Source organism: Brevundimonas pishanensis (genome assembly GCF_022750635.1).
Classification (GTDB): Bacteria; Pseudomonadota; Alphaproteobacteria; order Caulobacterales; family Caulobacteraceae; genus Brevundimonas; species Brevundimonas pishanensis.
In genome coordinates, this window is record NZ_JAJKBG010000002.1 from 373,383 (window position 1) to 396,631 (window position 23,249).

A 23,249-nucleotide genomic window follows, 5' to 3' on the forward strand; every position below is an offset into this window, starting at 1 on the left:
TGATTAGATCAACATAAGGACGAACCCGAATGACCCCCGCCGCCAAAGCCGCCGCCGCCCTCCGCGCCGAAGCCGACCACAAAGCCAGAGCCGTAGTCGCAGCGGCGGCCAAGGCGGAAAAGGCCGTTCGTAACGCCAAGCCCACGCGCCACTTCGCGGACACGCCCGTCCCCGAAGTGCGTTCTGGTCGCACCTCGCCTGCAGCCCAGGCACGGTCCTATCTGGCTGCCAGCCTCAGCACCGGCATCGCGGCCATCGCCCGCGCCCAAAGCGATATCGCCCTGTCATCGGACGAGGCGAAGATCGTTCTGCAGCTGGAAGACGATCGCAAACGCCTGAAGGAATTCAAGGCGACCGATCGCAAGATCGAGGCCAAGGCCGCGATGTTGCCCTTCTATGAGGGCTGGATTGCCGGTTTCATGGCGAACGCCAAACACGAAGCCGGTCCTATGGATCAGGTCTTCACCCAGCTGCTCGCCTGGACCATCGACGTTGGCACCTACGACGCGGCCCTGCCGATGATCGAACACGCGCTGGATCTCGGCCTCGATATGCCTGGTCAGTTCAACCGCGACGTCATCACCTTCGCGATTGACGAGATCTCCGACGCCGCGCTGTTTGCCTTTGACCTCGGCGGTGAGCGCGCCTCGACCTTCGAAGCCGGCATCCTGCCCAAGCTGCAGGATCTGGTCGAAGTCTATGAGGTAGATCTCCACGATGAAGTCGAAGCCAAGCTGTTCAAGGCCATCGGTCGCGCCATTTTGGTCGGAGCCAATGAAGCCGATGCCGCCCACCTTCGCGCCCGCCAACAGTCGGCGCTCTCCTACTACCTGAAGGCCATCGAGAAACACGACCGCGTCGGCGTCAAGAAAGACATCGAGAAGCTCGAGCGCGAACTGAAGAAAACCGATCCGGCTGCAGCCCCGCCTGCCGCCTAACCTATCGCCCCCCGGCGCTCGGGGCGGGGCTGGTCCGACAACAGCGGTTTATCCGTCTGCAGCGTCCGACCAGCCCCCCACCCCGTTACCGGATCCGGCGACACCTGGAATCCCTCGCCTACCATGTCCGGTCCTTTCTCTGCCCCTTCCAGCATCCCCGCACCCGATACCGCCCCGTCGCCGGGGTCGATCGACTGCGGCCCGTTCTGGCCGGCAACAGATCTCGTCCGCCTGCGTAAGGCCATCCGCATCGATCAAGCGGTCACAGACGAGCGGCTGCGCGATGTGGCCAAAAACGCAATCCTCGATGTCATGGATGAACTGAACGGCTGGAAGGCCGAACAGCTTGCCGCCGGTTACGCCACACTCACCGACGTACCCAGCCGCTATGACATCGATGGCGAGAGCGACTACGTCGTCCGCTGGGGCAGAGCCATTGCATCGGTCATCGCCGCGGATCTTTCCGACCGCCAGCTGGGACAGTCCGCCCGTCAGGCTGGAATCGAGCGCGCCGAAGAGCTTTCGACCGACGCCGACATCCATCGCCGCAACGTGACGATCGCCGTTCGCGACTTCCTCGGACGCAGCCGCATCATCGCTGAGGTCATCTGATGGCCGCCTCCAATATGATGAAGGTGTCCGCGATCGATGGCGAAACCCTCGACCAGCTGGTGTGGCGCACGACGAGCCGCGCCTCGCCGGTTGTCGAACAAGTGCTCGCCGCGAACCCCAACCTCGCTGATGCCGGCACTTTTCTCAAGCGCGGCCAGATCGTGCTGATACCCGCCTCGGCCAACCGGTCGGCCCCCGTCCCTATGGTTCAACTCTGGAGCTGATGAGCGTGAACAAAAACCCCGTCACCTTCAGCATCAATCTCGTCCAGCTTCTGTTCGCCGTCGGCATTCAGGTTGTGATTGTCGCTGCCGCCATGGGCGCGCTGTTCAACCGCGTCGAGGCTATGGAAGTCACGGTCGAGCCAATCACGCGGGGCGAGTTTGCCCGCCTGGACGAGCGCGTCACCCATATGCAATCCGACATCGCCTGGATCCGAGCCCACATCGAAAAGGACCGCGGTCGATGAGCGCCCCTCAACCTGAAGCCCAATGGCTCTGGCGCAGACTGTTCACCTGGATCGTCACGGCTTTCATCCTGCTGCAACTGCATCTGCTGATTGATCGCATGCCGCTCGAGGATCTGCGCACGATCGCCGAGCGCCTCATCCTGCTGCTGGCCTCCCTGATCGCCCTTTACCTCATTGGCCCAAGTGCGGAACACATCATCGCACTGGTCCGCGCCTGGAAAGACAAGCCATGACCAAGATCAAGAACGTCAAGCACCTGGTCGTTCACTGCGCCGCCACCCCGCCTTCGCGCGATATCGGCGTTGCCGAGATCCGCGCCATGCACAAACAGCGCGGCTTCAATGACGTCGGCTATCACTACGTCATCCGCCGTGATGGTCGCATCGAAAAGGGTCGCGCCGACACGGTGATCGGCGCTCACGTGAGTGGCTTCAACGCCACGTCGCTCGGGATCTGCATGGTCGGCGGCATCAATGCCAAAGGCTGGTCGGAGCAGAACTTCACGCCGGCACAGTTCGAAGCCCTGCGCGGCCTGCTGCCCAAGCTGAAGGCCGCACACCCCGACGCCGAGATCCTCGGCCATCGCGACCTGTCTCCCGATACGAACCGCGACGGCAAGGTTTCGCGCAATGAATGGCTGAAGGATTGCCCGTGTTTCGACGTCCGCGACTGGCTGGCCGGCAACCCGCCTCAGTTCCAGGTCCGCTAAGATTATGCCTCTGGAACTGCCTTCTCCTGCTGGATTGTCCCTTCGGACTATTGGGCTGGTTCTGGCTGCCGTTGCCACCCTCGCCGTGGCCGTGATGGGTCTGGGCGCTCTGGGCTTCAGCTTCGATCCGTTCGATCTGCAAGGCCGTAAACTCGACCGCGCCCTGGCGGGTCAGGCGACGGCGAAGGCCGAAGGCGCAGCAGCCGCGATCGAGGCCGCAGGATCCCGCGACACGACCACAAGGGTCGAGGTCGCATTGAACCAACGTTCAGCCGCGCAAGAGCGGCTCACCGAACTTTCAGCCGCAACCAGGAGCGCGCCGGATGCGAACGAACCTATCGACCCTGATCGCATTGATCGCCTGCGCGACTTTGACCAGCAGCTGTGCGCTATTCGCCCCGCCATCTGCGCCGGCGCGTCCGATCCTACCGCCGCAACGCGAGATGCCGGCAACGGCCCTGCAGCCCTGCCAATTGGTCGGACGCCTGCCGGCTAACCCGACGCAAGCCGATCTCGAAATGGGTTACGCCCTGCGCGGTGCCGAGATCCTGTCGTGCGATGCCCGTCGCGAACTGGCCGTCGACATTCACGCCCGCCAGAACGCAGACCAGCTGCAATGGCAAGACCAGCTGACGCCGCAAAGCTGGTGGCAAAAACTTACGGGACGACGCTGATGCGCAAGCTCGAAAGCCTACGCAAACACATGATGGCGGCGCTCGCACACCGTGGCCTGAAGGACAATCCTTCAGACCTTCACTTCGCGATCCCGTCAGGCAGCACAATCGCCCAGAACCGGGGCGGCTCTGATCGCGGATTCGAATATAGATACACCCTGTCGATGGGCATCTTCGATTGCGCCTGGTCGTTCGATGAAATCATTCTGCCGCTTATGATCTGGGTCGAACGTTGGCAGCCAGAACTGCTCTCGCTTGCCGCCGGCGCTGGCGGCATCGCCTGGGAAGTCGATCAGCTGGATGACGGCAAATCCGATATTCTGGTCAAGATCCCGATCACCGAAACGGTTTTTTTGAAGATCCGACCGGATGGCGGCCACGACCTTACTCGCCCAGAGGAACCCGTCCCGTTCGCGCTCGAACCCGCGACTCCGCTGCACCGCGTCTATATGGACGGCGAACTCATCGTGGCCTGCGCACACGAGGTGGAATGACCATGCCCTCATGTAGCGAAGCGATAGGGCAAGATTAATGACCGACCGCGCTGACGAACTGGCCGTCTATCGAAAGGCGGTCTCTGATTACATCGACAAGCTCGAAGCACGCGAGCGATCGCAGCTGCTGCGCAAACTCGCTTCCAACATTCGGCGGTCGCAGCAGCAGCGGATCCGCGCTCAAGTTGCGCCCGATGGTTCGCCTTGGCCCAAGCGTAAACCTCGCAAGACCCAAAAGGCCGCCAGCCGCCCGATCCGATTCCTCTACCGAAAGGGCAGCGGGAAAGAGCGCGTCGCCGATATGCGCAGCTGGGTCCGGCAAGGCGACCGCCTGACGGGCTTCGACCGCGAAGCCGATGGTCTGCGCACCTTCTTAAACAGCCGCATCGCCCGCCACCTCCCCTCAGAAGGGGGCGCGGATCCCGGCCCGATCGAGGGCAGCTTGAGAAACGCCAAGGGTGCCGTCCGACGTCGCTCTGCAGCGATGTTCTCCAAGCTGCGCACCCAGATGAAGGCCGGTACCAACGGCGATGAAGCCTATGTCGAGTTCCGTGGCCGTGCTGCCCGCCTCGCTCGCGTCCACCATTTCGGCCTGAAGGATCGGGTCGTTCCCGGCGGTCCAGAGGCGGACTATCCCCAGCGAGAACTGCTCGGCTTCACGCAAGCCGACGACGAGGCCATCCTCGCTATGCTGCTCGATCACATGGAAGGCCGGCTTTAGGCCACTGGCCGCCGATGTTTTCATTGTTTGAAGGAACTTTACATTCTTTCATACAGCGTAGATAGGAAAATACAGCCGCGCTTTCAGCGCTTGGGGAGAAGGCGATGAAGCACGATTTCTTCCGACGCGTGGCGTGGCGCGGTTATGTGTTGGCGCTTGTCTGTTGGGGTGTCGCTTTCGCCGTGCGTTTTGGGCTTGCGGACTCGTTCCCGCCAGGCTTCCCCTATCTGACCTTCTTCCCGGCAGTTGTTCTGGTCACCTACTTCGCCGGTCTGCGTCCGGCTATTTTGACTGCCACATTGTCAGGCTTGACCGCGTGGTGGTTCTGGATCGGGCCTCAAGGATTTGACCTCAGCGGTGACACTTTGGTTGCCGTGACGTTTTACATCTTTGTCGTCGCAATCGACATCTTCTTCATCGTTGGTATGGACGGCGCGTCGCGTCGGCTCGCTCGCGAGGTCGCTCGCAATGCCGCGCTTGCAGAGAGCCGTGACATCCTATTACGGGAGGTCCAGCACCGGGTGTCTAACAATATCCAAGTCGTGAGTGCACTGCTGAGTTTAGAAGCGCGCGCAACGGACGATCTCAGCGCCCGGAAAGTTCTGCTGGACGCCTGCGCCCGCACAGCCCTTGTCGCGCGCATCCAAAGAAGCCTAGCTGAAGCCGAGCGGCAGGCTACCGCCTTTGAAGATCTGGCACGCCTAATAGTGGACGACGCTATCGCGGCGGCAGCCCGCGAGGACGTAAAAGTTTCCATCATAAGCGGCGACGTGGCGTTGTCGGCCGAAGAGGCGACGCCTGTGGTGCTCATCATGCTGGAGTGTGTGAACAATGCTCTGGAACATGCCTTTCCGGACCGTGCGGGGACACTCACCATTGAGCTATGCGATGACGGATCGGTCCGAACCCTGGTCATCACCGACGACGGCGTGGGGGTTCGTGAAGCTGTGGATTCTGTGCACCAAAGCCTTGGATTGAAAATCATCAGCGCCCTCGCGAAGCAGTTGGGGGGACAGTGGTCGCTCCAGTCTACCAATCCCGGCACCTGTGCCCGGCTTTGCTGGCCTAGCGAGGGCTTGGCACACGAGGCCTAGTTCGCCTTGCACATTCTACCGAAGAAGCGACCGATCCGCCGCAGCATTGCCCACAATCCCTGGAGACATAAGATATAGAATGCGAGGCTTGCTATGAACGGTGCCAAACGGAAGTCGTCTTCGGGGAAGCCAATTTTGCCTTCGACCGATATGCCCGGACGATCGAATGCGAAGGGAGCTGGCCAGCCACCGTTCAAAACAGGTTTTGGGCAGTAAATATCAACGCCATCTGAGGTCTTGCCCAGATCGCAATAGATCGCCTGATCTGGCCCGTGACGTTGAATAGCGCATGAGCTGACTGACAAGATGCTCCCCAACACCGCGATGATGACAAATCTCAATTTCAACTCAACGACGCTCCCGTTAGGCGAATAAGATTATATAAAATAATCGATCCTCACCTGCGCGCCACGGCTACTCGCCCTTCGCGAGAAATTTCCGTGACCACCTTCGGCAGGCATAACCTGAAGACGGTTATACTCCAGTGGTGTTCGGGGGACGTTGAACCGCAATGATGATGCATGCCGCCCAGCCGTCCATGTTGTGCGGGGCGGTTCTTACAACAAGCCCCCGTCAGCCCCGCCCGCGCTCGCGGTTAGCGTCTGGGCATGACCCAATATTCCGGCCCGTCAGGCGGCACGACCGCCGTTGATCTGTCTCGACTGCCCTTCCCTGCGGTGATCGAAACGCTCAGCTTCGAGCAGATCGCCGAAAGAATGAAGGCGGATCTGATCGCGCTGATCCCCGAGACCGCAGCCGTCCTGCAGGATGAAAGCGAAGTCTTGGTCAAGTTGATCCAGATCTGGGCTTACCGCGAACTCAACCTTCGCCAGCGCGTCAATGACGCCGCGAAGGCTATGAGCCTGCCCTATGCGACCGGCTCTGATCTGGACGTTGTGGCGGCACCCTTCGCCACGCGCATGATCCTGACCCCAGCCGATCCGCTCACCGGTGCGCCGGCAGTCATGGAGAACGACAGTTCGCTACGCGAGCGCGCCATGCTTGGCCCTGAAGGCTTCTCTGTCGCCGGACCCGCTGGTGCCTATGTGAAGCTTGCCCGCCAAGCCTCGCCGGATGTTCTCGACGCCTCCTGCACGTCACCGGAACCCGGCACAGTCCTCGTGTCGGTTCTGTCGCGTGACGACGGCGGTGTCGCTGATCAGGCGCTGATCGATCAGGTCATGGCCGCCGTCTCGGCAGAAGACGTCCGACCGCTGACCGATTATGTCGTCGTGGCCTCTGCAGAGATCATTCCGTTCGAGGTCGAGGCTGTCATCAAGACCTTCAATGGCCCCGACAGCGAGGTCGTGATGACGCTCGCGCGATCGCGGCTGGACGAACACATCGCCCGTTCCTATCGCCTTGGCCGCGATATCACCCGTTCATCGTTGATCGCGGCGCTCTGCCCCGATGGCGTCCAGGACGTGAACCTGATCAAGCCGGCAGCGTCAATTGTCATCGAACCAGAGCAAGCCGCACTCTGCACCGGCATCACGATCACGCACGGCGGTCTGGCCGAATGACCGACCTCAAGTCCGCTGATCAGACTTCGCTGTTGCCGCCAAACGCGACCGCTGTCGAGCGCGCTATCGAAACCCTCAGCCGCCGGCTGGATGACATCCCGTCCCCGTTGCGCGATCTGGTCAATCCCGAAACCTGCCCTGCCCGCTTCCTGCCGTGGCTCGCCTTCACGCTGTCTGTCGATACTTGGAACCCCGCCTGGTCGGAGCGTGTAAAGCGCAACCTGATCGCGGCATCGATGGATCTGCACAAGCGCAAAGGATCCGCCGGATCGGTGCGGGCTGTCGTTCAAGCCTTCGGCGGTCAAATCGCCCTGCGCGAGTGGTGGCAGATGGAACCGCCGGGGCAGCCGCATACCTTCGACATAGTCCTGACCCTGTCAGGCAATGACGGAGAAGCGGCCAGCCAGAGCTTCATCGAAGAAGTCATTGACGAAGTCGCCCGCACGAAGCCGGCGCGCAGCTGGTTCACCGTCACCCAAGGATTCCTCGCCACCGGCGCACTCCGCGCGATCGCTGCCGCCCGTCCCGCAATCTATCGCCGTCTAACTCTGACTGAGGCCAGCTAACCGATGACCGGTTTCACGATCACCATCACCGATGCAGGGCGCGCCGCTCTGATCAATGCCCAGAACAATGGCTCGGCGGCCTTCATCCTGTCCCAGATCGGCGTCGCATCCCAAGCCGTCACGACGCCGCTGGCCGCTCTGACGGCTCTGCCGAACGAAACAAAGCGCCTCGCCACCATGGCCGGCGATGTAGTCGCTGACGATACTCTGCACGTCACCATCCGCGATGAAACGACCGATGCCTATGCGCTACGCGCCTTCGGGATCTACACCGACACCGGCGTCCTGTTCGCAGTTTACAGCCAAGCGGACCCGATCATTGAGAAGTCGGCCGCCGCGATGCTTCTGCTGGCCGTGGATGCGCGTCTGCTTACGCTCGACACCGACCAGATCGAGTTCGGCCCTGTCGGCTTTACCCTGCCGCCGGCAACCGAAACGCTCGCTGGTATCAGCGAGGTCGCCACGGACGCCGAAGCCGACGCTGGCACTGACAACTGGCGCTACATCACCCCGCGCCTGCTGAAGCGCGCTCTATCGGCACTTAGCGGCTTCGCGGCCATCGGCTATAAGCACGATGCAGCCGACGTCGAGACCGGCACCTTCCACGTAAGCCGGATCCCCGAACTGGCAATGAGCAAAATCACCGGCCTGGTGGCAGCGCTCGGTGCGAAAGCCGACGCCGTACACAGCCACGGCGTCGCCGCCATCGCGGGATTGTCCGACGCGCTGGCCGGTAAGGCTGCATCGGTCCACCAACACGCGGCAGATGACATCGTGTCGGGTGTTCTGGCTGTCGCCCGAATACCGTCGCTGGCAATGGACAAGATCACCGGACTGGCCGCTGCGCTTGCTACGAAGGCAACCTTGGGCGTGAACAATGTGTTCCGTGATGTGATCGCCGGCCGCGATGCGCTCACCGGCGTCTACTACTTCGGCACCGATGCGGGCAGATGGCTTGCATATTCCAACAACCGTTTCGAACTGGTGGGTCTTGGAGGACTGACGGTCAACGGATATCCCGTATTCACGACGCAGAATTTCGATCCCAACAGCAAGGCCAATATTTATGCCCCAACCTTTGGGGGTCTAATCACGACGCCAAACGTCGCCATCAGGGCTGATGCTTCGACGTGGCGCAGTCTAAAATTCTTCTCTGGCGATGCCGAACGCCACGGCTTCATGATGGACACCCAGGCAGAAAACGCAGCCAGTGCCGGCGGCAATCTGCTCTACTATCTCGTCCGTAACGACGGCGTGACGGTCAACATGTGGCAAGGTGAGCGCGCCTCGGGTCGAATGCGTTATTTCGCGACCCCTCACGTCAACGGGGCTGACGTATTCCACGGCGGCAACATCATCAACGCGGCGCAGTACCGGGCTAACACCGGCACCGGTGCGATCACGCCGGCGACGGTCTGGTCGGCAGCCGAGATCCAGACCATCACCCAGGACGCAATCCTGACGGTCAACCTGGGCACTGGCCTGAACTTCACGACCGTCATGACCGGCAATCGCACCCTCGGCGCGCCTTCCAATGCCAAGCCGGGGCAATCTGGCGTAATCCAGATCTGGCAGGATGGTACCGGAGGGAGAACCCTGACGTTCGACTCTGCCTGGAAGTTCGCCAACGGGCTTGTCCCGCAACTGTCGACTGCCGCCAATGCCCGCGATGTCCTGGTGTTTACAGTCATCGCATCGGGTGATGTCGTGGCCTCTCTTATGAAGGACGTCCGCCGATGATGCCGGGTATCCTCCCTTCGCTGCTGATGGCCAGCACTTCGACGCTTTCGGTGAAGGTTATCCCCGCAGTCGGCTATTGGCCGACGGAAGCTCCCTATCGCGTGACCACAATCGCCGAGGCGAGTGGTGGTGTTCCCCCTTACACCTACGGTTGGAACGACACCGGACCTTGGCCGGTCGGCGGGACTTACGGGGGGCAGGTTAAGGACTGGGAGCCTGCGGGCGGCGTTCCGCAGGACGCATTCGTCTCCATCCTCGTTATCGACGCAGCCGGCAACCAGGCAACCGCTAGTGGCGAGATCCGATTGTTCATGGATGGCCCTATCCTCGGCTGATCTGGCCGCTTGTTGTGCGGGGCGGTTCTTACAACATCGCCGCCGCGCACACGCCTAACGCCTGATCCATCGTCGGCGGCATGCACGGGAACCAACGCGCCGCTACCCCCTCCAACACCGATCGCGCCATTAGCGATCTGGTGCGCGAAGGCGTGGTTGAGAGCGTGGACCTGAATGCCGGCACGGCCATCGTGCGCATTGGCGATATTCTGACGCCTCCCTGCAGTTGGTCGATGTCGGTCGGCGACACCTCGATCTGGATTCCGCTCGCAGTCGCCCAGCCCGTTCTTGTCTGCTGCCCCGAAGGCGACATCGAGCGCGCCTTCATTTCCGGTTCACTCCCGACGACCGCGATGCCGCCGCTCGCGCTGGGGGAAAAGGTCGGCATCAAGTTCAAAGACGGCGCGCTGATCACTTACGACCCCGCCGCGCAGCTGCTGCAGATCGAACTGCCAGGGCAAGCCACGATCATTGCGCCTTCCGGCGTGTCAATCGAAGCCGACGTAACCCTGCAGGGCGATCTGTCCGTCTCGGGTGACGTGTCGTGTGCAGGCACGGTGACTGGCTCGAGCGACGTGATCGGAGGCGGCAAGTCCCTCAAGGGACACAAACACACAGGCGTCGCGGCTGGCTCTGCCTTATCGGGTGCGCCCCAATGAGCGGCCTTCGCGCATCGAACGCCACGGCCATTGCGCCTGTCGACGACGATTATATCCGCCTTTCGGTCGCCGACATCCTGACGACGCCGGTCGGAACGCGAGTCATGCGCCGCGACTACGGCTCGTACATTCCCGAGCTGATCGATCAGCCGATGAACGACGTGACCCGCCTGCGGATCCTGGGCGCGACCGCCATGGCGCTGTTGCGCTGGCACAAGCGGTCAAGGCTCAAATCCGTGCAGCTGAACGTCGACGGCCACAAAGCGGATCTGAAGCTGCAGCTGGTCCGCACCGATCTTCCCCGCCGCCAAACCCTCTGGGCGAGCGTCCCCCTTCTCAAATGATGTGTTCTTAAGGATCTGAACATGGCTCTCTCGCCTCGCCCGCACGGCGTCAAAATCGTTGAAGTCGCCGCCGGCGCAACCACCCTGGCCATCGCGGCGACCGCCATCTGGGGCATCGTGGCGACGGCTCCTGCAGCCGACACTGACGCATTCCCTCTGGACACGCCGGTACTCGTTACCGACATCGAGGACGCCATCGTGAAGGCGGGCGCAGGCGGTACACTGGCCGTATCGCTGAAGGCTATCGGCGATCAGGCATCGGCAATCGGCGTCGTGATCCGCGTCGCCGAAGGCACCGGCGGCAACGCCGCAGACAAGGAAGCCTCGCAAATCGCAAACCTGATCGGCGGTGGCGCGGCTGGATCCCGCACCGGCATGCAGGCCATGCTTGATGCCGAAAGCGTGCTGGGTGTTCGCCCGCGCATCCTCGCCATTCCGGGCTTCAAGGATCAAACCGTTGGCTCGGCTCTCGGGCTGATCGCCGCCAAGCTGAACGCGGTCGGCTATTTCGAGGCGGGGCCGACCCGCACCGTCACCGCAGCTGCGGCGTTCCGCGCCAACTTCACCCAGCGCGAACTGTTCCTGATCTTTGGCGACTTCCAGGCTCCTGACCCCTTCACCAAGGTCGTCGGCCCGTCGTACGCCACGGCAGTCGCGGTCGGCCTGCGCGCTCGCATCGATCAAGAGGTCGGCTTCCACAAGACGATCTCGAACGTGGCGGTGGCTGGCGTCACTGGCATCGACACTATCGTCAGCTGGGATCTGCAGGACGAAAACACCGAAGCCGGCCTGCTGAACGGCGCCGACATCACCTGCCTGATCCGCCGCAACGGCTTCCGTTTCTGGGGCAACCGCGGCTGCTCGGAAGATCCGCGTTTCGCCTTTGAAAGCGCCGTCCGCACCAATCAGGTGCTTCGCGACACCATCGCCGAAGGGCTGTTCACCTATGTTGATCGCCCGCTCACACAGGCACTCGCGCGCGACATTGTCGAAAGCATCAATGCTCTGTTCCGCCGCCTCAAGGCGTCGGGTCAGATCATCGGCGCTGAAGCCTACCTGACCGAAGCCAATACCGCGTCACAGTTGGCCGGCGGAAAGCTGAGCCTCGGCTATCGCTTCACCCCCGTCGCCCCGCTGGAAGATCTCGGCCTCGAGAGCCTGATCTCCGACGAATACTACGCCGACTTCAACACCCTCGCCGCCTGATCCTCTGACGACAAAGTCAGACACAAGCCCTCGATTTATCAGGAAACATCGAAATGAAACTGCCCCGCAAACTTAAGGACATGGTTGTCCACGGCAACGGCGAGAGCTTCATGGGTGAATGCAAGACCTTCACCCGTCCCCCGCTCGAAATGGAAGGCGAGGACTATCGCGGTGCCGGCATGATCGCTCCGGTCAAACTGTTCACCGGTTTGGCTGGGCTCGAGGTCGAGCATGTCTATGGCGGCGAGATCCCCGCTCTGAATGCCACCTTCGCCGAACATGCCCTGGACGCAAGCCAGCTGCGCTTCACCGGTGCCTATCAGCACGGTGCCGATGGCGCCTACGACCATGTCGAGATCACGGTTCGTGGCCGCACCTTTGCCATCGATGCAGGCGGTGACGAAATCGGCGGCGACACCGAGGTCACCTATAAGACCACCTGTGTCTATTACAAACAGGTCCGCAATGGCCGCGTCGAGTTCGAGATCGATGTCCTGAACAAGGTCTTCATCGTGGCCGGCGTCGATCGCATGGCTGAAGAACGCTCGATCCTCGGCACCTGATCTGCCTGGGCGGGTCGCGAGATCCGCCCCACTCTTCATCCAGAACATTAAGACCGGACACCCGCCATGAGTGATACCACCCAGACCCAGACCGCCGTTGTTGAATTCGATACGCCACTAAAGCGCGGCGAGACGGTGATCGATCGCGTGACCCTTCGCAGGCCGCTCGGCGGCGCACTGCGCGGCGTCAAGCTTGTCGATCTCTACAACCTCGACGTCGTCGCTGTATCCAAGGTGCTGCCGCGTATCTCAGAGCCGGTGATCACCGAAGCTGAATATCTAACCATGGAAGCCCCCGACTGCGCCGCGATCGCAGAGGAAATCGTCGCTTTTTTGCTGACGAAGAAGCAGCGGGACGAAGCTGGCCTAGCCTGATTGACGACGCCATGGCCGACATCGCCATGGTGTTTCACTGGTCCCCCGACGTGATGGCCGAAATGAGCCTCGGGGAGATCGTCAGCTGGCGCGAGAAGGCCGTCGATCGCTGGAACAAGATGCACGCTGCACCTGAAAAGGGACGCGGCAAAACCTGAGACCCTAAAAATGTCCCGTAGTCTGCGCCTATCGCTGATCATGAACGCCGCTGGCAACGCCACCCGCTTCCTGAAGGAAGTCAAAGGCGGCAGCGATGGCGCGTCGAAGGCACTACGGGCAGCGCGCGAGCGGGTCACTGAACTGCAGCGCGCGTCCAAGGACATTTCAGCCTATCGCCAGATGTCGGATCGGCTGGGTCAGACCCGCGAGAGCCTGCAGGCGGCAAGGGTCGAAGCCGCAAGGCTCGCCCAGGCGCACAAGAACGCCGAGAAGCCGACACGCCAACTGACCCGCGCCTTCGAACAGGCTCGCGATCGTGTCCGTAACCTGAAGGCTGCAGAAGAAGGCCACAGCCGAACTTTGCAAGAGATCCGCGGTCGCCTCGATCGCGCCGGCTACTCGACCAAGAACCTGTCGGGTGCCGAAGCGAAGCTCGCTAACGAGACGCGCAAAGCGAACAGAGCGCTGGTCGAACAACGCGACAAACTGGCAGCGCTCGAGTCCCGACAAAAGCGCATGGCCGATGCCCGGACCCGCTACGACCAAACGCAGTCGTTTGCAGGCAAGGCTGCTGGCGCTGGCGCTGCCTCGATCGGTGCTGGCGTAGCGGCAGCGGCACCGCTGGTAGTGGCTGGCCGCGCCGCCATGAACTTTCAGGATGCCATGCTGGACGTAAAGAAGGTGGTCGACTTCGACACGCCTGAACAGTTCCAGCAGATGAACCGCGACATCATCGATCTGTCACGGCAGCTTGCCCTGCCGGCGGAGGGCATTGCGCAGATTGTTGCAGCAGCGGGTCAAGCCAAGATCCCGCGCGATGAGCTAAAAGGCTTTGCAACCGATGCGGGCCAGATGGCTGTTGCCTTTGGAACCACAGCCGAAGACGCGGGCCAGAAGCTCGCAACCTGGCGTGTCGCCTTTGGCATGAACCAAGGTGCGGTACGCGGGCTGGCTGACCAGATCAACTATCTCGGCGACAACGGCAACGCGACAGCCCTGGCCATTTCTGACGTCGTCACACGCGTGGGGCCGCTGGGCGGCGTTGCGGGCATGGCGGCTTCTGAGGTTGCCGCATTGGGTTCAACCATCGTCGGCATGGGCGTTGAGCAAGAGATCGCCGCCACCGGCATTAAGAACACCATGCTAGCGCTGACGACAGGCGATGCCGCCACCAAGAGCCAGCGCACCGCCTTCAAAGCTCTTGGTCTTGAGGCCGGCAAGGTCTCCAAAGCCATGCAGATGGATGCCGGCGGCACCATCGTTGATGTCCTCGAGCGCGTCAGCAAGCTATCGCCAGACAAGCAGGCATCCATCCTGCGGCAACTGTTCGGATCTGAATCGGTCGCGGCCATCGCGCCAATGCTGTCGCAGCTGGACGTCCTGAAGCAGAACCTCGACGCCGTTTCCGACAGTCAGAAGACCGCCGGATCTATGGCAATCGAATTCGAGAACCGCATGTCCGGTGCCAAAGCCGGGATGGATCGCGCAAAGCAGGGTCTTATCGGTGTCGCAATCACGGCTGGCACTCAGTTCCTGCCGACAATCGAAAGCGTGGCTAAAAAGGTTGAAACCGCATCTTCCCAGCTGACGGACTTCGCCAATAAGCATCCAAACGTGATCAAGGTCGCCGGTGCGCTGGTGGCCATTATCGCCGCTGCCCTTCTGGTGTTTGGCGCTCTAGCTATGATCGTGGCCGCAGTGCTGGCCCCCTTTGCGCTGCTGCAGTTAGCCTTGTCGACGTCCGCAGCACTCTTTGCACCGGTCATGGCGGGGATGTCGGGGCTAGTCGCCACCACATGGGCATGGACCGCCGCGCTATTGGCCAACCCGTTGACGTGGATCGTTCTGGCTGTTGTCGCGGCTGTCGCCCTGCTGGCCGGTGCCGTCTACCTCATCTATCGGAATTGGGGCGCGATCAGCCAATGGTGGTCCTCCTTCTGGGCCTCGATGCGCGACATAGGAAGCAAGGCCATCCAAGGCCTGATCTTCCTGTTCATGAACTTTACCCCCGCAGGGCTGCTGATCCAGGCCTTCCAGAAGGTCTGGCCGGCGCTACAAGCCTTGGGGGCCAACTTTAAATCCATTGGTGCAGACCTCATCAGAGGGCTGATCAACGGCCTAATGGGCGGCCTGCCTGCCGTCCTGTCGTCAGTCACCAACATCGGCGGCAAGGTCGTCACGGCGCTGAAGAACAAGCTTGGCATCCGCTCACCGTCGCGCGTGTTCGCGGGGCTGGGCGATGACACAGTCGCCGGCCTCGCCCAAGGCCTTGATCGGTCGAGTGACCGCGCTGTCAGCACTGTCGCCAAGATCGGTGCAGGTATGACCGCAGCCCTCGCTGTCGGATCCGGCGGCGCGGCTATGGCATTCGACAACGGCCCCCAGATTGGACCAAGCGCGACGGCGCAGGCGATGGCGGCCCCTGCCCCCAGCGCCGCATCGATCACCATCAACATCTACCCCCAGCCTGGGCAGTCCCCGATCGACATCGCGCAGTCGATAAAGAGCGTCCTCGAGGGGAACAACCTGTCTGGCTTCGGCGACGATCCTGAAGGGTTTGACTGACCATGGCCCTAATCACCCTGGGGATGTTCGTGTTCGATCTCCCGACGCTGACCTATAACCAGCTGCAGCGCCGCAGCAGCTGGCGTCACCCGACCAGCGACCGTGTCGGCGCTCGCCCGAAAGGCCAGTTCGCAGGCCCAGGCGATGACGATATCACTTTGAGTGGCGTCTTCGCCCCTATCACGCTGGGTGCAGCTGATAGCTTGGACAAGCTGCGCGAAATGGCCAGCACGGGCGAAGCTTTCCCGCTTGTGGACGGCACTGGCGAGGTGTTCGGCGCATATGTGATCACGGGCATAGACGAGACGAAGCGCGCCATCATGGACAACGGTCGCCCCCGCGTGACCGACTTCAGCCTTTCGCTCAAACGCATGGACGATGATTTGCCAGACGACGGCGAGACGGACGACGCGCCCGAGGCCGCATCATGACGGGCCACTACCAGCATAGGCAGGCGGCCTGGAAGCTGATCATCAACGGCAACGATATCGGTGCCGTGATCTCGCACCGGCTTATCAGCCTCGAACTGACCGAGAAGCGTGGCACTGACGCTGACGAACTCTCGATCAGTCTCGCGGACAACGATGGCCAGCTTGCGTTGCCTGCCGCCGGAGCCGTAATCGAACTGCACCTCGGCTGGCGAGATCTCGGCACGTCCGCAGGCGCAACGCTGATCGACAAGGGACGGTTCAAGGTCGACCAGCTGACGCATACCGGCACCCCCGACGTCCTCACCATTCGCGCCCGATCGGCAGACCTGACGCGCGCATTCAGAACCCGCCGCACTCAGTCCTGGTCGTCATCGACTTTGGGCGCAGTTCTGGCCGAAGTGGCAGGACGCAACGGACTGCAGCTGCGATGCTCGGCAGAAAAATCGGCCGTCGCCATCGCGCACCTGGCGCAAAGCAATGAATCGGACGCGGCGCTGATCGCTCGACTAGGGCGGCTGCACGATGCCGTCTCAACCGTAAAGGCCGGCACTCTGGTGTTCATGGCCTGTGGTGCGGGTCAGACGCCTAACGGCCAGCCTCTCGAACTATCCTCGATCACTCGGCTTAATGGCGATCGACACACCTGGGAGGCCGCAGAGCGCGGCTCATACTCCGGCGTCGTCGCGGAATGGCAGGATCGTGCAGCTGGTCAGCGCAAGAAGGTCGTCGTCGGCGATGAAGAGAATGCCAAGAAGCTCGCCCGAACCTATGCCTCTGAAGCCAATGCCCGTCGCGCTGCCGATGCAGAATATAAGCGATTGAAACGCGGTGCGGCCAAGTTCTCGCTCACCTTATGCTCGGGACGTCCCGATATCTTCCCCGAAAAAACAGTAAAAGTCGTGGGATTTAAGCCAGAGATAGATGCAACCGACTGGCTTGTGGATGAAGCGTGGCACTCCCTTTCGAGTAACGGCCTGACAACGACTCTCCAAATGGAGCGCGGCGGCAACAGTGACAAATAAACAGCAAGCTTAAGCGACACGGCGTTGCCGTATAGCGCGGTCCGAATTATCGTCTTCCCCAAGGATGGGGCGTCATCCGAGTTCACCATGTCGATTCAACAAGATCGCGTATCAAACCTTAGCGGTGGGCGTAGCAGACCGCCCCACAGCAGTGGCGGCACCATTCGCCAGATTTGCCCCCACTGCGAACACGTGGCGACAGCCCGCACGACAAGAACGATCACGCCTCTATTCAGAGAGATGCGTTTCCAGTGCACCAACGTCGATGGCGATGATCCGTGCGGTCACACGTTTGTTGCATCTCTGGTAATTGACCGAACCATTGTGCCGTCAGCGCGACCGAACCCGGATATCAATCTGCCAATAGCGCCGCCGCGCAAGAAGGCAGACCAGGCGATTACAGTCAGGTAGGTACTTTGTCTTTTTTAGGCTTAAGCGGCGACTGCTGCGCAGCGATGGCCAGTGCAGCTTGCCGCAAATGCCTAAGCTGTATTGCTTCCTCGGGTGGCATCAAAAGCTCATATGGCTCGATTTTCAGCCACTCGGCGATCTCATTTACAGTCTCGCGCTTGTAGGGCTGCAATCCATTGAAGACCTCAGACGCCTTACGACGGGTCCAACCGAGTTCATTTACGAGATCGGCCTGACGCTTCTGCGCGTGGGCCATCCACTCAGATATGTGCCAGTCCATTTTCATGGGTGGATATTGAGTGTTTCGGCACAACAAGTCTGCGCCGATTATCGGAACGAATGTTGTTGACTCATTGTTCCGATTATCGGAACAAGTGTCACTATGAAGCTTGGCACCTACCGACGCACGAACAACCTCACCCTGCAGGCCATGGCCGCGCGGGTCGGCTTGGCGTCCAAGGGGCGCATGAGCCGTATCGAGCGCGGCCAAGAGCGGTGCCCCACCGATCTCGCCATTGCCATCGATCGCGCCACTGACGGCGAAGTCACCATTGCTGATGTGCGGCCCGATCTGCGCGACCTCTGCATCCTGCGGGAGCAACGCTCCGCATGACGGGTTTTCAGGAAAAGCTTGGGTCATTCAGCGCGGCTCACTTCTGTGACGACTGCGGATGGCAGGCTTGTTTGACAGCCGGCACTTGCCTTGCCGCCGCATCCAGCGCCTGCGGGGTCAGCGCCGATGATCTTGAACTGGATCTCATGCGCCCCCGCTGCAGCGCGCCCCCAATGTCAACCGATGACCTCTCGGCTCTATCAGCCGAGCTAAAACGCCAAGTCTCAAAAGATTGTTCCGCTGCGACTGCGAGCCGGCGCAGCGGACCCGACGTCGACGCACCGACCGCGCCGATGCCTGTCGGGACGGAGAACCCGCCCCAACCCCCCGCTGTCCCGACAGGCCCCTCTTTTTTCCGGCATCGTCTGATGCCACCGCATTATGGCCCCAACCCCCAGGGTCTGACCCTTAAACAGCAGCTGCGCCGCAAGGCGCTTGATCGCGAACGACGAGATCTCTGAGGGCGCTAAGCGCCCCTCCCCCGACAAGTCCGGGCTGGGTGAGATCCATCCAATCAAAGCCAATGAGGGCGGAGACGCCCAGCCCATCGCGCTCTCCCTTTCCGTGTGAACCCCCACGGTCATCGGCTCGCCTTTGTCCAACGCTCGGCACTAGCGCCAGAGCGACTGAGATCCTGCGCGCCGCACACCAAGGTTGTCATGCGGATTCTGACGACGAGAATCCGATGAATTCCCGCCAACACGCCTTCCTTGCTCGCGCCCTTCAAGATGCCTTGGGCGGCACCGACAAGTGCGTCGATCTTCTTGAAAAGACCCCATTCGCTATCAGTCGGACTAGCCTCTATGACTGCCGAGATCCCCAAAAGGGAAAGACGATGCCGGCAGGCGTCATCACGACCCTCGAGCTAATCGCGGGCAAGAATATCTATTCGGCAGCGTTGCTACAGACCCGCGCCGCACCGACCGACGTCGAATGCGCCGTCAGCGAAGCTTGCGAGGCATCGGAGACGATGGCCCGAGTGCAAGCCATGATCCGGCGCGCCGGTGAAGATCGGATCTTCACCGAACACGAGAAACGAGAAATCGAACCGCAGCTGCAGCGCGTCGAGTCGCTGCTAGTGGGTGTCCGCGCAGCCATGGATGCTGCGCAATGACCGCCGTTGCCGCACCGCTCCCTGGCAGCGCAATCCGCCGCGAACCCGAACACCGCCGCACATACCAGCGCGTCCGGCGTGAAAGCCGTTGGGCTGGCCAAGAACGCTGGCAATCCATCAGCGTCCAGCACGGCAAGGATATGGTTCTGGCCCTGCAGGTGTATCGCGAGAAGCTTCGCCAGCCCGGTCAACGTTGGGGATCTGCTGGCACGATCAGCGCCGGCGCAGTCGATCTGTATCGCCTGATGGTCAACATGGCCGTCCGTGGCCGTGGCCGTCTCGAGCCTTCGGTCGCGTGGCTTGCCGAAAAGCTGAACGTTCCGGCCAAGGTGATCCATAGCTGGAAGAACCAGCTGCACGACCATGGCTTCTTGAACTGGCAGCGCCGCTACGTAGAAGCCGGTCTGAAAGGCATTCGCGGTCCACAGGTCAAACAGATCTCGAACGCCTATTACCTCAAGACCCCTGCTAAGGCTTGGGACGCGATATCGAAGATCATCCGCAGGCGCCCCCAGATGGCCCGTACAGCGGCTTCAGGCTCTTCGGCCCCCGCACCTCTAAGCGCAAAGGAACAGCGCCTGGAGGCCAGCCGCAAGGCCGGCAAGGCCCGTTACCTTGACGCCCTCGACACTCTTGGCGTTCACGTCGCCCTGGACTCGGCTCAAAACGACCCGTCGAAGCTGGAAGGAACGTGAATCACCTGAGGGGTCAGAATCCCGCCTGATATCTATCAAATAGGGTCTCGCTAGTCGCGAGACGGCTCCATTGAATAGATAAAAGGCGTCTCGCTGGTCGCGAGACAGCATAAATGCCGGATCGATGAAGCAGATCGCGGCACAAAATACAGAAACCGCAGGGCGGACAGGCTCCGCCTGCCCTCACTTGCCTACCGGCTGCCGCGCTATGCACGGCGGCCATTGCTGTTTGAGGCCAATGGTCTTGGCTCGGCGAAGGACGAGGGGTTTCGATTTTTGAGACAAAGCTGCAGCCGTTCGTTTCTCTGAACGGTTGCAGCGCCTGCATTAGACGGGACGGGCCATAAGGTCCGTTCCGGCTAAGGGAGACGCAGATCGGGCGCGGGCGGGCGGGCGGCGGCGGGTGGCCGGCGTAAAGTTTATTCAGTGATCGCGGCGCTGGGCGCGCTCTCTTCTCCAGGTGCGATAATCCCGCCGGCCACGCACGGCCCAAGACCCAACAGCGCAATCAGCACGGCCGCATTTGGGCTGGGCAGCTTTCGCTTGGCTTGACTGATGACCAGCTCGCGAACGCCGACGACCGTTAGAACGCATCCCAGAAAAATAAGAATAATATACAACGGCTTCTCTCCCTCGGGTTTGAGTGACATAGCTAGACCGTTGACTCCTTTGATTACAAAGGTCTTTTCAGTTTGTTCCGTTAAGCGGAACAAAACAGATTGACAGCAGTTCCGGTTTTCGGAACACTCTCCCCCAAGTTGAAAGGGGGAGCCAATGCTCAAACCTGTTGTCTCGAAAAATCCCAGCTGGACCGTTGGTCAGCTAACTGAACTCAAAGAACTGCACATTTCATTCCGTGGCGACCTAACCGAAGTCGCGGAAGCGGTCGGACGTCCCCGCGAAGATTGCGACGCTGCAATTTTCGCCCTCATAGGACGGTCGGCAAGGGAGGCGTTTTGCGCCCTTAATCGTATGGCCCCGAGGGCCGTCGCGTGACCGAGATCCTCGACACCCAAAAACTGACCGCCGAAGTCCAAGATGCTGTCGCAAAGATCGTGATCGTCTCGATCCTTCCGATTCTTGGCATGTGTGCCGACACAATCCGCGCCAACGGCGGCATGGGTGGCGGTAAGGCCATCGGCTTCATGACCGGTCTCGCCTTCCATCAGCGCGAAGAAGCCCAGATCGACACAAACGAGTTCCTACACGGCCTCGGCGAAGCTTTCGGCGAACGCATGCGCCTGGAACAGCAACCCCCTCAAGCCGCAGAGGCCGTGACCGCCCTATTCATCGAAGGCGTCCAACGCGGCTTCGGCGAGCCGCTGGCAAAGGATGGGGCGAAATAATGGCAGCCATCCCGACCCACTCCGCACTGGACCTGTTCCAGGAAGCTGTAAAAATTGTCGTCGGCGAACAGAACGCCTCGACTTCTCATCTGCAGCGCAAATTGCAGATCGGATACAACTCCGCCGCCACGCTGATCGAAGCCATGGAAACTGCCGGTGTCGTTAGCGCCGCCGACCATGCTGGCAAAAGATCGGTCTTGTACGCCGTCGAAGATCTCGCCGCTCGCGGCGTTGGATCACCTCCGATCCTCAACGACCCCGATCGTGACGCATCCTTCGAAAACCCTGACGTCATGACCGCTGCCGCTCAAGGCCGCCTTCGCACCATCATCGAGCGGATCGAAAAGCTCGAGGAAGAGAAGAAGGCGATCATGGAGGACATCAAGCAGGTGTTCGCTGAGGCAAAGGGCGAAGGCTACGACGTGAAGGTTCTCCGCAAAGTCGTCCGTATCCGCAAACAGGACAAGGCCAAGCGCCAGGAGGAAGAGGCCATTCTCGATCTCTACCTGTCTGCGCTGGGCGAGGTGTGATCATGAACAGGCCAAAAATCATCGCAGACCCTGCACTGTACGGTGTTCCTGCAACGCCCGTCCGCGTACTCCCCCGTCGCGTGAACCGACCGCGCCCATGGCTACTGCTGGCACCAGGGATCGCCATGGCGATCGCTGCCGCGTGGCTAGACGGCTACATCGAGCGCCCTCTGCTTCTGGCGCTGATGGTGCCCTCCGCCATCTTAATCGCGCCGATATATAGCCATCGGATCAGCCTCTACCTGGTCTATGCCTGCGTCTTCGGTGCCTACGCCTATGCAATCCATCTGTTCGGGATCTGCTGCTGATGGCCGACAAACTAGACACCGAGATTGGTCTACGCCTTCGCAGAGCGCGCATAGCGCAGAATCTCACGCAAAAGGACGTCGCCGAGGCCCTCCGTATTTCCCCCCAAGCCTATCAGAAATACGAAACCGGCGCGGTGCGGCTGTCGCTGGCTACCCTGGCCAAACTGCAGAACGTTTTAGATCTGCCACTCGGCGGGCTGCTGCCAACCCTTCGCGCCGATGGGTCGGCAATCGATAGTCCCGAGGCTGCTATCGGCAGCAGCATCACTGGCGTCCGATTGGCTAAAGCGTTCAGCCGCCTCACGACAGAACAGCAGCGAACGCTCCTCGACGTCGCCCATGCAATGCGTCCTGAACCATCAGCCGCGGCATGACCGGCTTTTACGCTCTGCCACGGCCACATTGCCCGCTCGAACGGGCGGCGGCCGATATGTTCCGCATCCTTCAGAACCTGGTCGAGAGCCACCCGGAAGAATTGCCGGCTCTCAGTCGGCAGGCCGATCACGATCTTCGCGAAGCCCGCGCGACCGTGGAACGCCTCAAAGACCAGCTGCTGACCCACACCCATCAACTCGACCAATTCACAGAGGGGGAAACCTATGCAAACTGAAACGACTATCCAGCCGATCCGCTCGACCGCTGCGGCAAAGCCTAAACGCCGCAAAGCCGCGCAGGAGCGTAACCGAACTGCCGTGATCGACGCCGCGAAGGCCCTGTTCGAGCGCGACGGCTACGAAGCCGCCACGATCCGTCAAATCGCGCAGGCGGCGAAACTGTCGACGGGCGCAGTCTTCAGTAACTTTGCCGACAAGGCCGAACTCTACGAAAAGATCGTTGGTCATGCCCCGATCACTGCGGAGCAAGGCAAGCAAATGGCCGCCGCCCTCATTCGTGCCGAAGCGTTCGTTGCTAGCTTCGAAGGCGACCCGCTTCAGCACGGCATCGATAAGCTGCTCGCCGAAATGCGCGTCGCCATCGCCTGCATCGCTGCCGCGCCCGAACAGCCAGAGATTCTCCAGGTCGCCGCCTAATG

Annotated in this window: 36 protein-coding genes and 1 pseudogene; 35 read left to right on the top strand and 2 right to left on the bottom strand. The window is 61.3% G+C overall.

Going from position 1 to position 23,249, the window contains the following annotated elements; translation table 11 throughout:
* The first annotated feature begins 29 nt into the window (after window positions 1-29).
* The 25 genes from gpM to LOX95_RS14315 all read left to right on the top strand — a co-directional run bounded on the left by gpM (window position 30) and on the right by LOX95_RS14315 (window position 17,610).
* A complete protein-coding gene (gene gpM, locus LOX95_RS05560) occupies window positions 30-938 on the top strand; it encodes a phage terminase small subunit (protein WP_242913468.1) in 909 nt (302 codons plus the stop codon).
* Between the two features lie 123 nt (window positions 939-1,061).
* The gene (locus tag LOX95_RS05565) at window positions 1,062-1,550 is read left to right on the top strand and encodes a head completion/stabilization protein (protein ID WP_242913469.1); all 489 of its coding nucleotides are present in this window, start codon (window positions 1,062-1,064) and stop codon (window positions 1,548-1,550) included.
* On the top strand, window positions 1,550-1,774 hold the full coding sequence (locus tag LOX95_RS05570; RefSeq protein ID WP_242913470.1) for a tail protein X: 225 nt from the start codon (window positions 1,550-1,552) through the stop codon (window positions 1,772-1,774). Before LOX95_RS05565 ends, LOX95_RS05570 begins: the two co-directional genes overlap by 1 nt.
* Window positions 1,774-2,019 (top strand): hypothetical protein, encoded by a 246-nt coding sequence (locus LOX95_RS05575; protein ID WP_242913471.1) that lies wholly within the window; start codon window positions 1,774-1,776, stop codon window positions 2,017-2,019. Before LOX95_RS05570 ends, LOX95_RS05575 begins: the two co-directional genes overlap by 1 nt.
* Window positions 2,016-2,252, top strand: a complete 237-nt coding sequence (locus tag LOX95_RS05580) for a hypothetical protein (RefSeq protein ID WP_242913472.1) — start codon at window positions 2,016-2,018, stop codon at window positions 2,250-2,252. The genes LOX95_RS05575 and LOX95_RS05580 overlap by 4 nt, the downstream gene beginning before the upstream one ends.
* The gene (locus tag LOX95_RS05585) at window positions 2,249-2,728 is read left to right on the top strand and encodes an N-acetylmuramoyl-L-alanine amidase (protein WP_242913473.1); all 480 of its coding nucleotides are present in this window, start codon (window positions 2,249-2,251) and stop codon (window positions 2,726-2,728) included. The genes LOX95_RS05580 and LOX95_RS05585 overlap by 4 nt, the downstream gene beginning before the upstream one ends.
* A 34-nt stretch (window positions 2,729-2,762) precedes the next feature.
* Window positions 2,763-3,224: a hypothetical protein gene (locus LOX95_RS05590; RefSeq protein ID WP_242913474.1), complete on the top strand. Its 462-nt coding sequence runs from the start codon at window positions 2,763-2,765 to the stop codon at window positions 3,222-3,224.
* Window positions 3,225-3,246: 22 nt separating this feature from the next.
* On the top strand, window positions 3,247-3,402 hold the full coding sequence (locus LOX95_RS05595) for a hypothetical protein (RefSeq protein WP_242913475.1): 156 nt from the start codon (window positions 3,247-3,249) through the stop codon (window positions 3,400-3,402).
* Window positions 3,402-3,896 (top strand): phage tail protein, encoded by a 495-nt coding sequence (locus LOX95_RS05600; protein ID WP_242913476.1) that lies wholly within the window; start codon window positions 3,402-3,404, stop codon window positions 3,894-3,896. Before LOX95_RS05595 ends, LOX95_RS05600 begins: the two co-directional genes overlap by 1 nt.
* A gap of 37 nt (window positions 3,897-3,933) precedes the next feature.
* Complete coding sequence (locus LOX95_RS05605; RefSeq protein WP_242913477.1) at window positions 3,934-4,617, top strand: phage virion morphogenesis protein; 684 nt, start codon at window positions 3,934-3,936, stop codon at window positions 4,615-4,617.
* A 104-nt stretch (window positions 4,618-4,721) separates the two neighbouring features.
* A complete protein-coding gene (locus LOX95_RS05610; protein ID WP_242913478.1) occupies window positions 4,722-5,711 on the top strand; it encodes a sensor histidine kinase in 990 nt (329 codons plus the stop codon).
* A gap of 608 nt (window positions 5,712-6,319) precedes the next feature.
* Window positions 6,320-7,234, top strand: a complete 915-nt coding sequence (locus tag LOX95_RS05615) for a baseplate assembly protein (protein WP_242913479.1) — start codon at window positions 6,320-6,322, stop codon at window positions 7,232-7,234.
* Window positions 7,231-7,800, top strand: a complete 570-nt coding sequence (locus tag LOX95_RS05620) for a phage tail protein I (RefSeq protein ID WP_242913480.1) — start codon at window positions 7,231-7,233, stop codon at window positions 7,798-7,800. The genes LOX95_RS05615 and LOX95_RS05620 overlap by 4 nt, the downstream gene beginning before the upstream one ends.
* 3 nt (window positions 7,801-7,803) lie before the next feature.
* Complete coding sequence (locus LOX95_RS05625; RefSeq protein WP_242913481.1) at window positions 7,804-9,540, top strand: hypothetical protein; 1,737 nt, start codon at window positions 7,804-7,806, stop codon at window positions 9,538-9,540.
* Entirely contained in the window at window positions 9,537-9,875 is a 339-nt protein-coding gene (locus LOX95_RS05630) for a hypothetical protein (protein ID WP_242913482.1), read from the top strand. Before LOX95_RS05625 ends, LOX95_RS05630 begins: the two co-directional genes overlap by 4 nt.
* Before the next feature lie 80 nt (window positions 9,876-9,955).
* The gene (locus LOX95_RS05635; protein WP_242913483.1) at window positions 9,956-10,534 is read left to right on the top strand and encodes a phage baseplate assembly protein V; all 579 of its coding nucleotides are present in this window, start codon (window positions 9,956-9,958) and stop codon (window positions 10,532-10,534) included.
* Complete coding sequence (locus LOX95_RS05640; protein ID WP_242913484.1) at window positions 10,531-10,878, top strand: GPW/gp25 family protein; 348 nt, start codon at window positions 10,531-10,533, stop codon at window positions 10,876-10,878. The genes LOX95_RS05635 and LOX95_RS05640 overlap by 4 nt, the downstream gene beginning before the upstream one ends.
* Window positions 10,879-10,899: 21 nt before the next feature.
* A complete protein-coding gene (locus LOX95_RS05645; protein WP_242913485.1) occupies window positions 10,900-12,084 on the top strand; it encodes a phage tail sheath subtilisin-like domain-containing protein in 1,185 nt (394 codons plus the stop codon).
* 53 nt (window positions 12,085-12,137) lie between these two features.
* Window positions 12,138-12,647, top strand: coding sequence for a phage major tail tube protein (locus tag LOX95_RS05650; RefSeq protein WP_242913486.1), 510 nt, complete (start codon window positions 12,138-12,140; stop codon window positions 12,645-12,647).
* A gap of 66 nt (window positions 12,648-12,713) precedes the next feature.
* Window positions 12,714-13,022, top strand: coding sequence for a phage tail assembly protein (locus tag LOX95_RS05655; RefSeq protein WP_242913487.1), 309 nt, complete (start codon window positions 12,714-12,716; stop codon window positions 13,020-13,022).
* 11 nt (window positions 13,023-13,033) lie between these two features.
* A complete protein-coding gene (locus LOX95_RS05660; RefSeq protein ID WP_242913488.1) occupies window positions 13,034-13,180 on the top strand; it encodes a GpE family phage tail protein in 147 nt (48 codons plus the stop codon).
* A gap of 10 nt (window positions 13,181-13,190) precedes the next feature.
* On the top strand, window positions 13,191-15,746 hold the full coding sequence (locus tag LOX95_RS05665; RefSeq protein ID WP_242913489.1) for a phage tail tape measure protein: 2,556 nt from the start codon (window positions 13,191-13,193) through the stop codon (window positions 15,744-15,746).
* 2 nt (window positions 15,747-15,748) lie between these two features.
* Entirely contained in the window at window positions 15,749-16,177 is a 429-nt protein-coding gene (locus LOX95_RS05670; protein WP_242913490.1) for a phage tail protein, read from the top strand.
* Window positions 16,174-17,199, top strand: coding sequence for a contractile injection system protein, VgrG/Pvc8 family (locus LOX95_RS05675; RefSeq protein WP_242913491.1), 1,026 nt, complete (start codon window positions 16,174-16,176; stop codon window positions 17,197-17,199). Before LOX95_RS05670 ends, LOX95_RS05675 begins: the two co-directional genes overlap by 4 nt.
* Before the next feature lie 87 nt (window positions 17,200-17,286).
* A complete protein-coding gene (locus tag LOX95_RS14315) occupies window positions 17,287-17,610 on the top strand; it encodes an ogr/Delta-like zinc finger family protein (RefSeq protein WP_427846569.1) in 324 nt (107 codons plus the stop codon).
* On the opposite strand, the gene LOX95_RS05680 is transcribed toward LOX95_RS14315, so the two are convergent.
* Window positions 17,603-17,896, bottom strand: a complete 294-nt coding sequence (locus tag LOX95_RS05680) for a hypothetical protein (protein WP_242913492.1) — start codon at window positions 17,894-17,896, stop codon at window positions 17,603-17,605. The genes LOX95_RS14315 and LOX95_RS05680 overlap by 8 nt on opposite strands.
* A gap of 96 nt (window positions 17,897-17,992) precedes the next feature.
* Between LOX95_RS05680 and LOX95_RS05685 the strand changes: the two genes are divergently transcribed.
* From LOX95_RS05685 to LOX95_RS05695, 3 genes are all read left to right on the top strand, one after another.
* A complete protein-coding gene (locus tag LOX95_RS05685) occupies window positions 17,993-18,223 on the top strand; it encodes a helix-turn-helix domain-containing protein (RefSeq protein ID WP_242913493.1) in 231 nt (76 codons plus the stop codon).
* A gap of 685 nt (window positions 18,224-18,908) precedes the next feature.
* On the top strand, window positions 18,909-19,337 hold the full coding sequence (locus LOX95_RS05690) for a hypothetical protein (protein WP_242913494.1): 429 nt from the start codon (window positions 18,909-18,911) through the stop codon (window positions 19,335-19,337).
* Window positions 19,334-20,032 carry a hypothetical protein gene (locus LOX95_RS05695; protein WP_242913495.1) on the top strand — a complete coding sequence of 233 codons (699 nt, stop codon included), beginning with the start codon at window positions 19,334-19,336 and terminating at the stop codon, window positions 20,030-20,032. Before LOX95_RS05690 ends, LOX95_RS05695 begins: the two co-directional genes overlap by 4 nt.
* A 419-nt stretch (window positions 20,033-20,451) precedes the next feature.
* On the opposite strand, the gene LOX95_RS05700 is transcribed toward LOX95_RS05695, so the two are convergent.
* Window positions 20,452-20,682, bottom strand: a complete 231-nt coding sequence (locus tag LOX95_RS05700; protein WP_242913496.1) for a hypothetical protein — start codon at window positions 20,680-20,682, stop codon at window positions 20,452-20,454.
* 342 nt (window positions 20,683-21,024) lie between these two features.
* Between LOX95_RS05700 and LOX95_RS05705 the strand changes: the two genes are divergently transcribed.
* From LOX95_RS05705 to LOX95_RS05735, 7 genes and pseudogenes are all read left to right on the top strand, one after another.
* A complete protein-coding gene (locus tag LOX95_RS05705) occupies window positions 21,025-21,378 on the top strand; it encodes a hypothetical protein (RefSeq protein ID WP_242913497.1) in 354 nt (117 codons plus the stop codon).
* Window positions 21,378-21,569, top strand: a pseudogene (locus LOX95_RS05710) (DNA translocase FtsK); the annotation flags it as partial. The gene LOX95_RS05705 and the pseudogene LOX95_RS05710, both read left to right, overlap by 1 nt.
* A gap of 54 nt (window positions 21,570-21,623) precedes the next feature.
* Complete coding sequence (gapR, locus tag LOX95_RS05715) at window positions 21,624-21,908, top strand: nucleoid-associated protein GapR (RefSeq protein ID WP_486598870.1); 285 nt, start codon at window positions 21,624-21,626, stop codon at window positions 21,906-21,908.
* Between the two features lie 2 nt (window positions 21,909-21,910).
* A complete protein-coding gene (locus LOX95_RS05720) occupies window positions 21,911-22,216 on the top strand; it encodes a hypothetical protein (protein WP_242913498.1) in 306 nt (101 codons plus the stop codon).
* A complete protein-coding gene (locus LOX95_RS05725) occupies window positions 22,216-22,590 on the top strand; it encodes a helix-turn-helix domain-containing protein (protein ID WP_242913499.1) in 375 nt (124 codons plus the stop codon). The genes LOX95_RS05720 and LOX95_RS05725 overlap by 1 nt, the downstream gene beginning before the upstream one ends.
* Window positions 22,587-22,826: a hypothetical protein gene (locus LOX95_RS05730; RefSeq protein ID WP_242913500.1), complete on the top strand. Its 240-nt coding sequence runs from the start codon at window positions 22,587-22,589 to the stop codon at window positions 22,824-22,826. Before LOX95_RS05725 ends, LOX95_RS05730 begins: the two co-directional genes overlap by 4 nt.
* Window positions 22,816-23,247, top strand: a complete 432-nt coding sequence (locus LOX95_RS05735) for a TetR family transcriptional regulator (RefSeq protein ID WP_242913501.1) — start codon at window positions 22,816-22,818, stop codon at window positions 23,245-23,247. The genes LOX95_RS05730 and LOX95_RS05735 overlap by 11 nt, the downstream gene beginning before the upstream one ends.
* The last annotated feature ends 2 nt before the right edge of the window (window positions 23,248-23,249 follow it).

Bases quoted from the DNA above. Each gene is read 5' to 3' on its own strand.
- gpM (WP_242913468.1), top strand. From the start codon at position 30: ATGACCCCCGCCGCCAAAGCCGCCGCCGCCCTCCGCGCCGAAGCCGAC.
- LOX95_RS05565 (WP_242913469.1), top strand. From the start codon at position 1,062: ATGTCCGGTCCTTTCTCTGCCCCTTCCAGCATCCCCGCACCCGATACC.
- LOX95_RS05570 (WP_242913470.1), top strand. From the start codon at position 1,550: ATGGCCGCCTCCAATATGATGAAGGTGTCCGCGATCGATGGCGAAACC.
- LOX95_RS05575 (WP_242913471.1), top strand. From the start codon at position 1,774: ATGAGCGTGAACAAAAACCCCGTCACCTTCAGCATCAATCTCGTCCAG.
- LOX95_RS05580 (WP_242913472.1), top strand. From the start codon at position 2,016: ATGAGCGCCCCTCAACCTGAAGCCCAATGGCTCTGGCGCAGACTGTTC.
- LOX95_RS05585 (WP_242913473.1), top strand. From the start codon at position 2,249: ATGACCAAGATCAAGAACGTCAAGCACCTGGTCGTTCACTGCGCCGCC.
- LOX95_RS05595 (WP_242913475.1), top strand. From the start codon at position 3,247: ATGGGTTACGCCCTGCGCGGTGCCGAGATCCTGTCGTGCGATGCCCGT.
- LOX95_RS05600 (WP_242913476.1), top strand. From the start codon at position 3,402: ATGCGCAAGCTCGAAAGCCTACGCAAACACATGATGGCGGCGCTCGCA.
- LOX95_RS05605 (WP_242913477.1), top strand. From the start codon at position 3,934: ATGACCGACCGCGCTGACGAACTGGCCGTCTATCGAAAGGCGGTCTCT.
- LOX95_RS05610 (WP_242913478.1), top strand. From the start codon at position 4,722: ATGAAGCACGATTTCTTCCGACGCGTGGCGTGGCGCGGTTATGTGTTG.
- LOX95_RS05615 (WP_242913479.1), top strand. From the start codon at position 6,320: ATGACCCAATATTCCGGCCCGTCAGGCGGCACGACCGCCGTTGATCTG.
- LOX95_RS05620 (WP_242913480.1), top strand. From the start codon at position 7,231: ATGACCGACCTCAAGTCCGCTGATCAGACTTCGCTGTTGCCGCCAAAC.
- LOX95_RS05625 (WP_242913481.1), top strand. From the start codon at position 7,804: ATGACCGGTTTCACGATCACCATCACCGATGCAGGGCGCGCCGCTCTG.
- LOX95_RS05630 (WP_242913482.1), top strand. From the start codon at position 9,537: ATGATGCCGGGTATCCTCCCTTCGCTGCTGATGGCCAGCACTTCGACG.
- LOX95_RS05635 (WP_242913483.1), top strand. From the start codon at position 9,956: ATGCACGGGAACCAACGCGCCGCTACCCCCTCCAACACCGATCGCGCC.
- LOX95_RS05640 (WP_242913484.1), top strand. From the start codon at position 10,531: ATGAGCGGCCTTCGCGCATCGAACGCCACGGCCATTGCGCCTGTCGAC.
- LOX95_RS05645 (WP_242913485.1), top strand. From the start codon at position 10,900: ATGGCTCTCTCGCCTCGCCCGCACGGCGTCAAAATCGTTGAAGTCGCC.
- LOX95_RS05650 (WP_242913486.1), top strand. From the start codon at position 12,138: ATGAAACTGCCCCGCAAACTTAAGGACATGGTTGTCCACGGCAACGGC.
- LOX95_RS05655 (WP_242913487.1), top strand. From the start codon at position 12,714: ATGAGTGATACCACCCAGACCCAGACCGCCGTTGTTGAATTCGATACG.
- LOX95_RS05660 (WP_242913488.1), top strand. From the start codon at position 13,034: ATGGCCGACATCGCCATGGTGTTTCACTGGTCCCCCGACGTGATGGCC.
- LOX95_RS05665 (WP_242913489.1), top strand. From the start codon at position 13,191: ATGTCCCGTAGTCTGCGCCTATCGCTGATCATGAACGCCGCTGGCAAC.
- LOX95_RS05670 (WP_242913490.1), top strand. From the start codon at position 15,749: ATGGCCCTAATCACCCTGGGGATGTTCGTGTTCGATCTCCCGACGCTG.
- LOX95_RS05675 (WP_242913491.1), top strand. From the start codon at position 16,174: ATGACGGGCCACTACCAGCATAGGCAGGCGGCCTGGAAGCTGATCATC.
- LOX95_RS14315 (WP_427846569.1), top strand. From the start codon at position 17,287: ATGTCGATTCAACAAGATCGCGTATCAAACCTTAGCGGTGGGCGTAGC.
- LOX95_RS05680 (WP_242913492.1), bottom strand. From the start codon at position 17,896: ATGAAAATGGACTGGCACATATCTGAGTGGATGGCCCACGCGCAGAAG.
- LOX95_RS05685 (WP_242913493.1), top strand. From the start codon at position 17,993: ATGAAGCTTGGCACCTACCGACGCACGAACAACCTCACCCTGCAGGCC.
- LOX95_RS05690 (WP_242913494.1), top strand. From the start codon at position 18,909: ATGAATTCCCGCCAACACGCCTTCCTTGCTCGCGCCCTTCAAGATGCC.
- LOX95_RS05695 (WP_242913495.1), top strand. From the start codon at position 19,334: ATGACCGCCGTTGCCGCACCGCTCCCTGGCAGCGCAATCCGCCGCGAA.
- LOX95_RS05700 (WP_242913496.1), bottom strand. From the start codon at position 20,682: ATGTCACTCAAACCCGAGGGAGAGAAGCCGTTGTATATTATTCTTATT.
- LOX95_RS05720 (WP_242913498.1), top strand. From the start codon at position 21,911: ATGAACAGGCCAAAAATCATCGCAGACCCTGCACTGTACGGTGTTCCT.
- LOX95_RS05725 (WP_242913499.1), top strand. From the start codon at position 22,216: ATGGCCGACAAACTAGACACCGAGATTGGTCTACGCCTTCGCAGAGCG.
- LOX95_RS05730 (WP_242913500.1), top strand. From the start codon at position 22,587: ATGACCGGCTTTTACGCTCTGCCACGGCCACATTGCCCGCTCGAACGG.
- LOX95_RS05735 (WP_242913501.1), top strand. From the start codon at position 22,816: ATGCAAACTGAAACGACTATCCAGCCGATCCGCTCGACCGCTGCGGCA.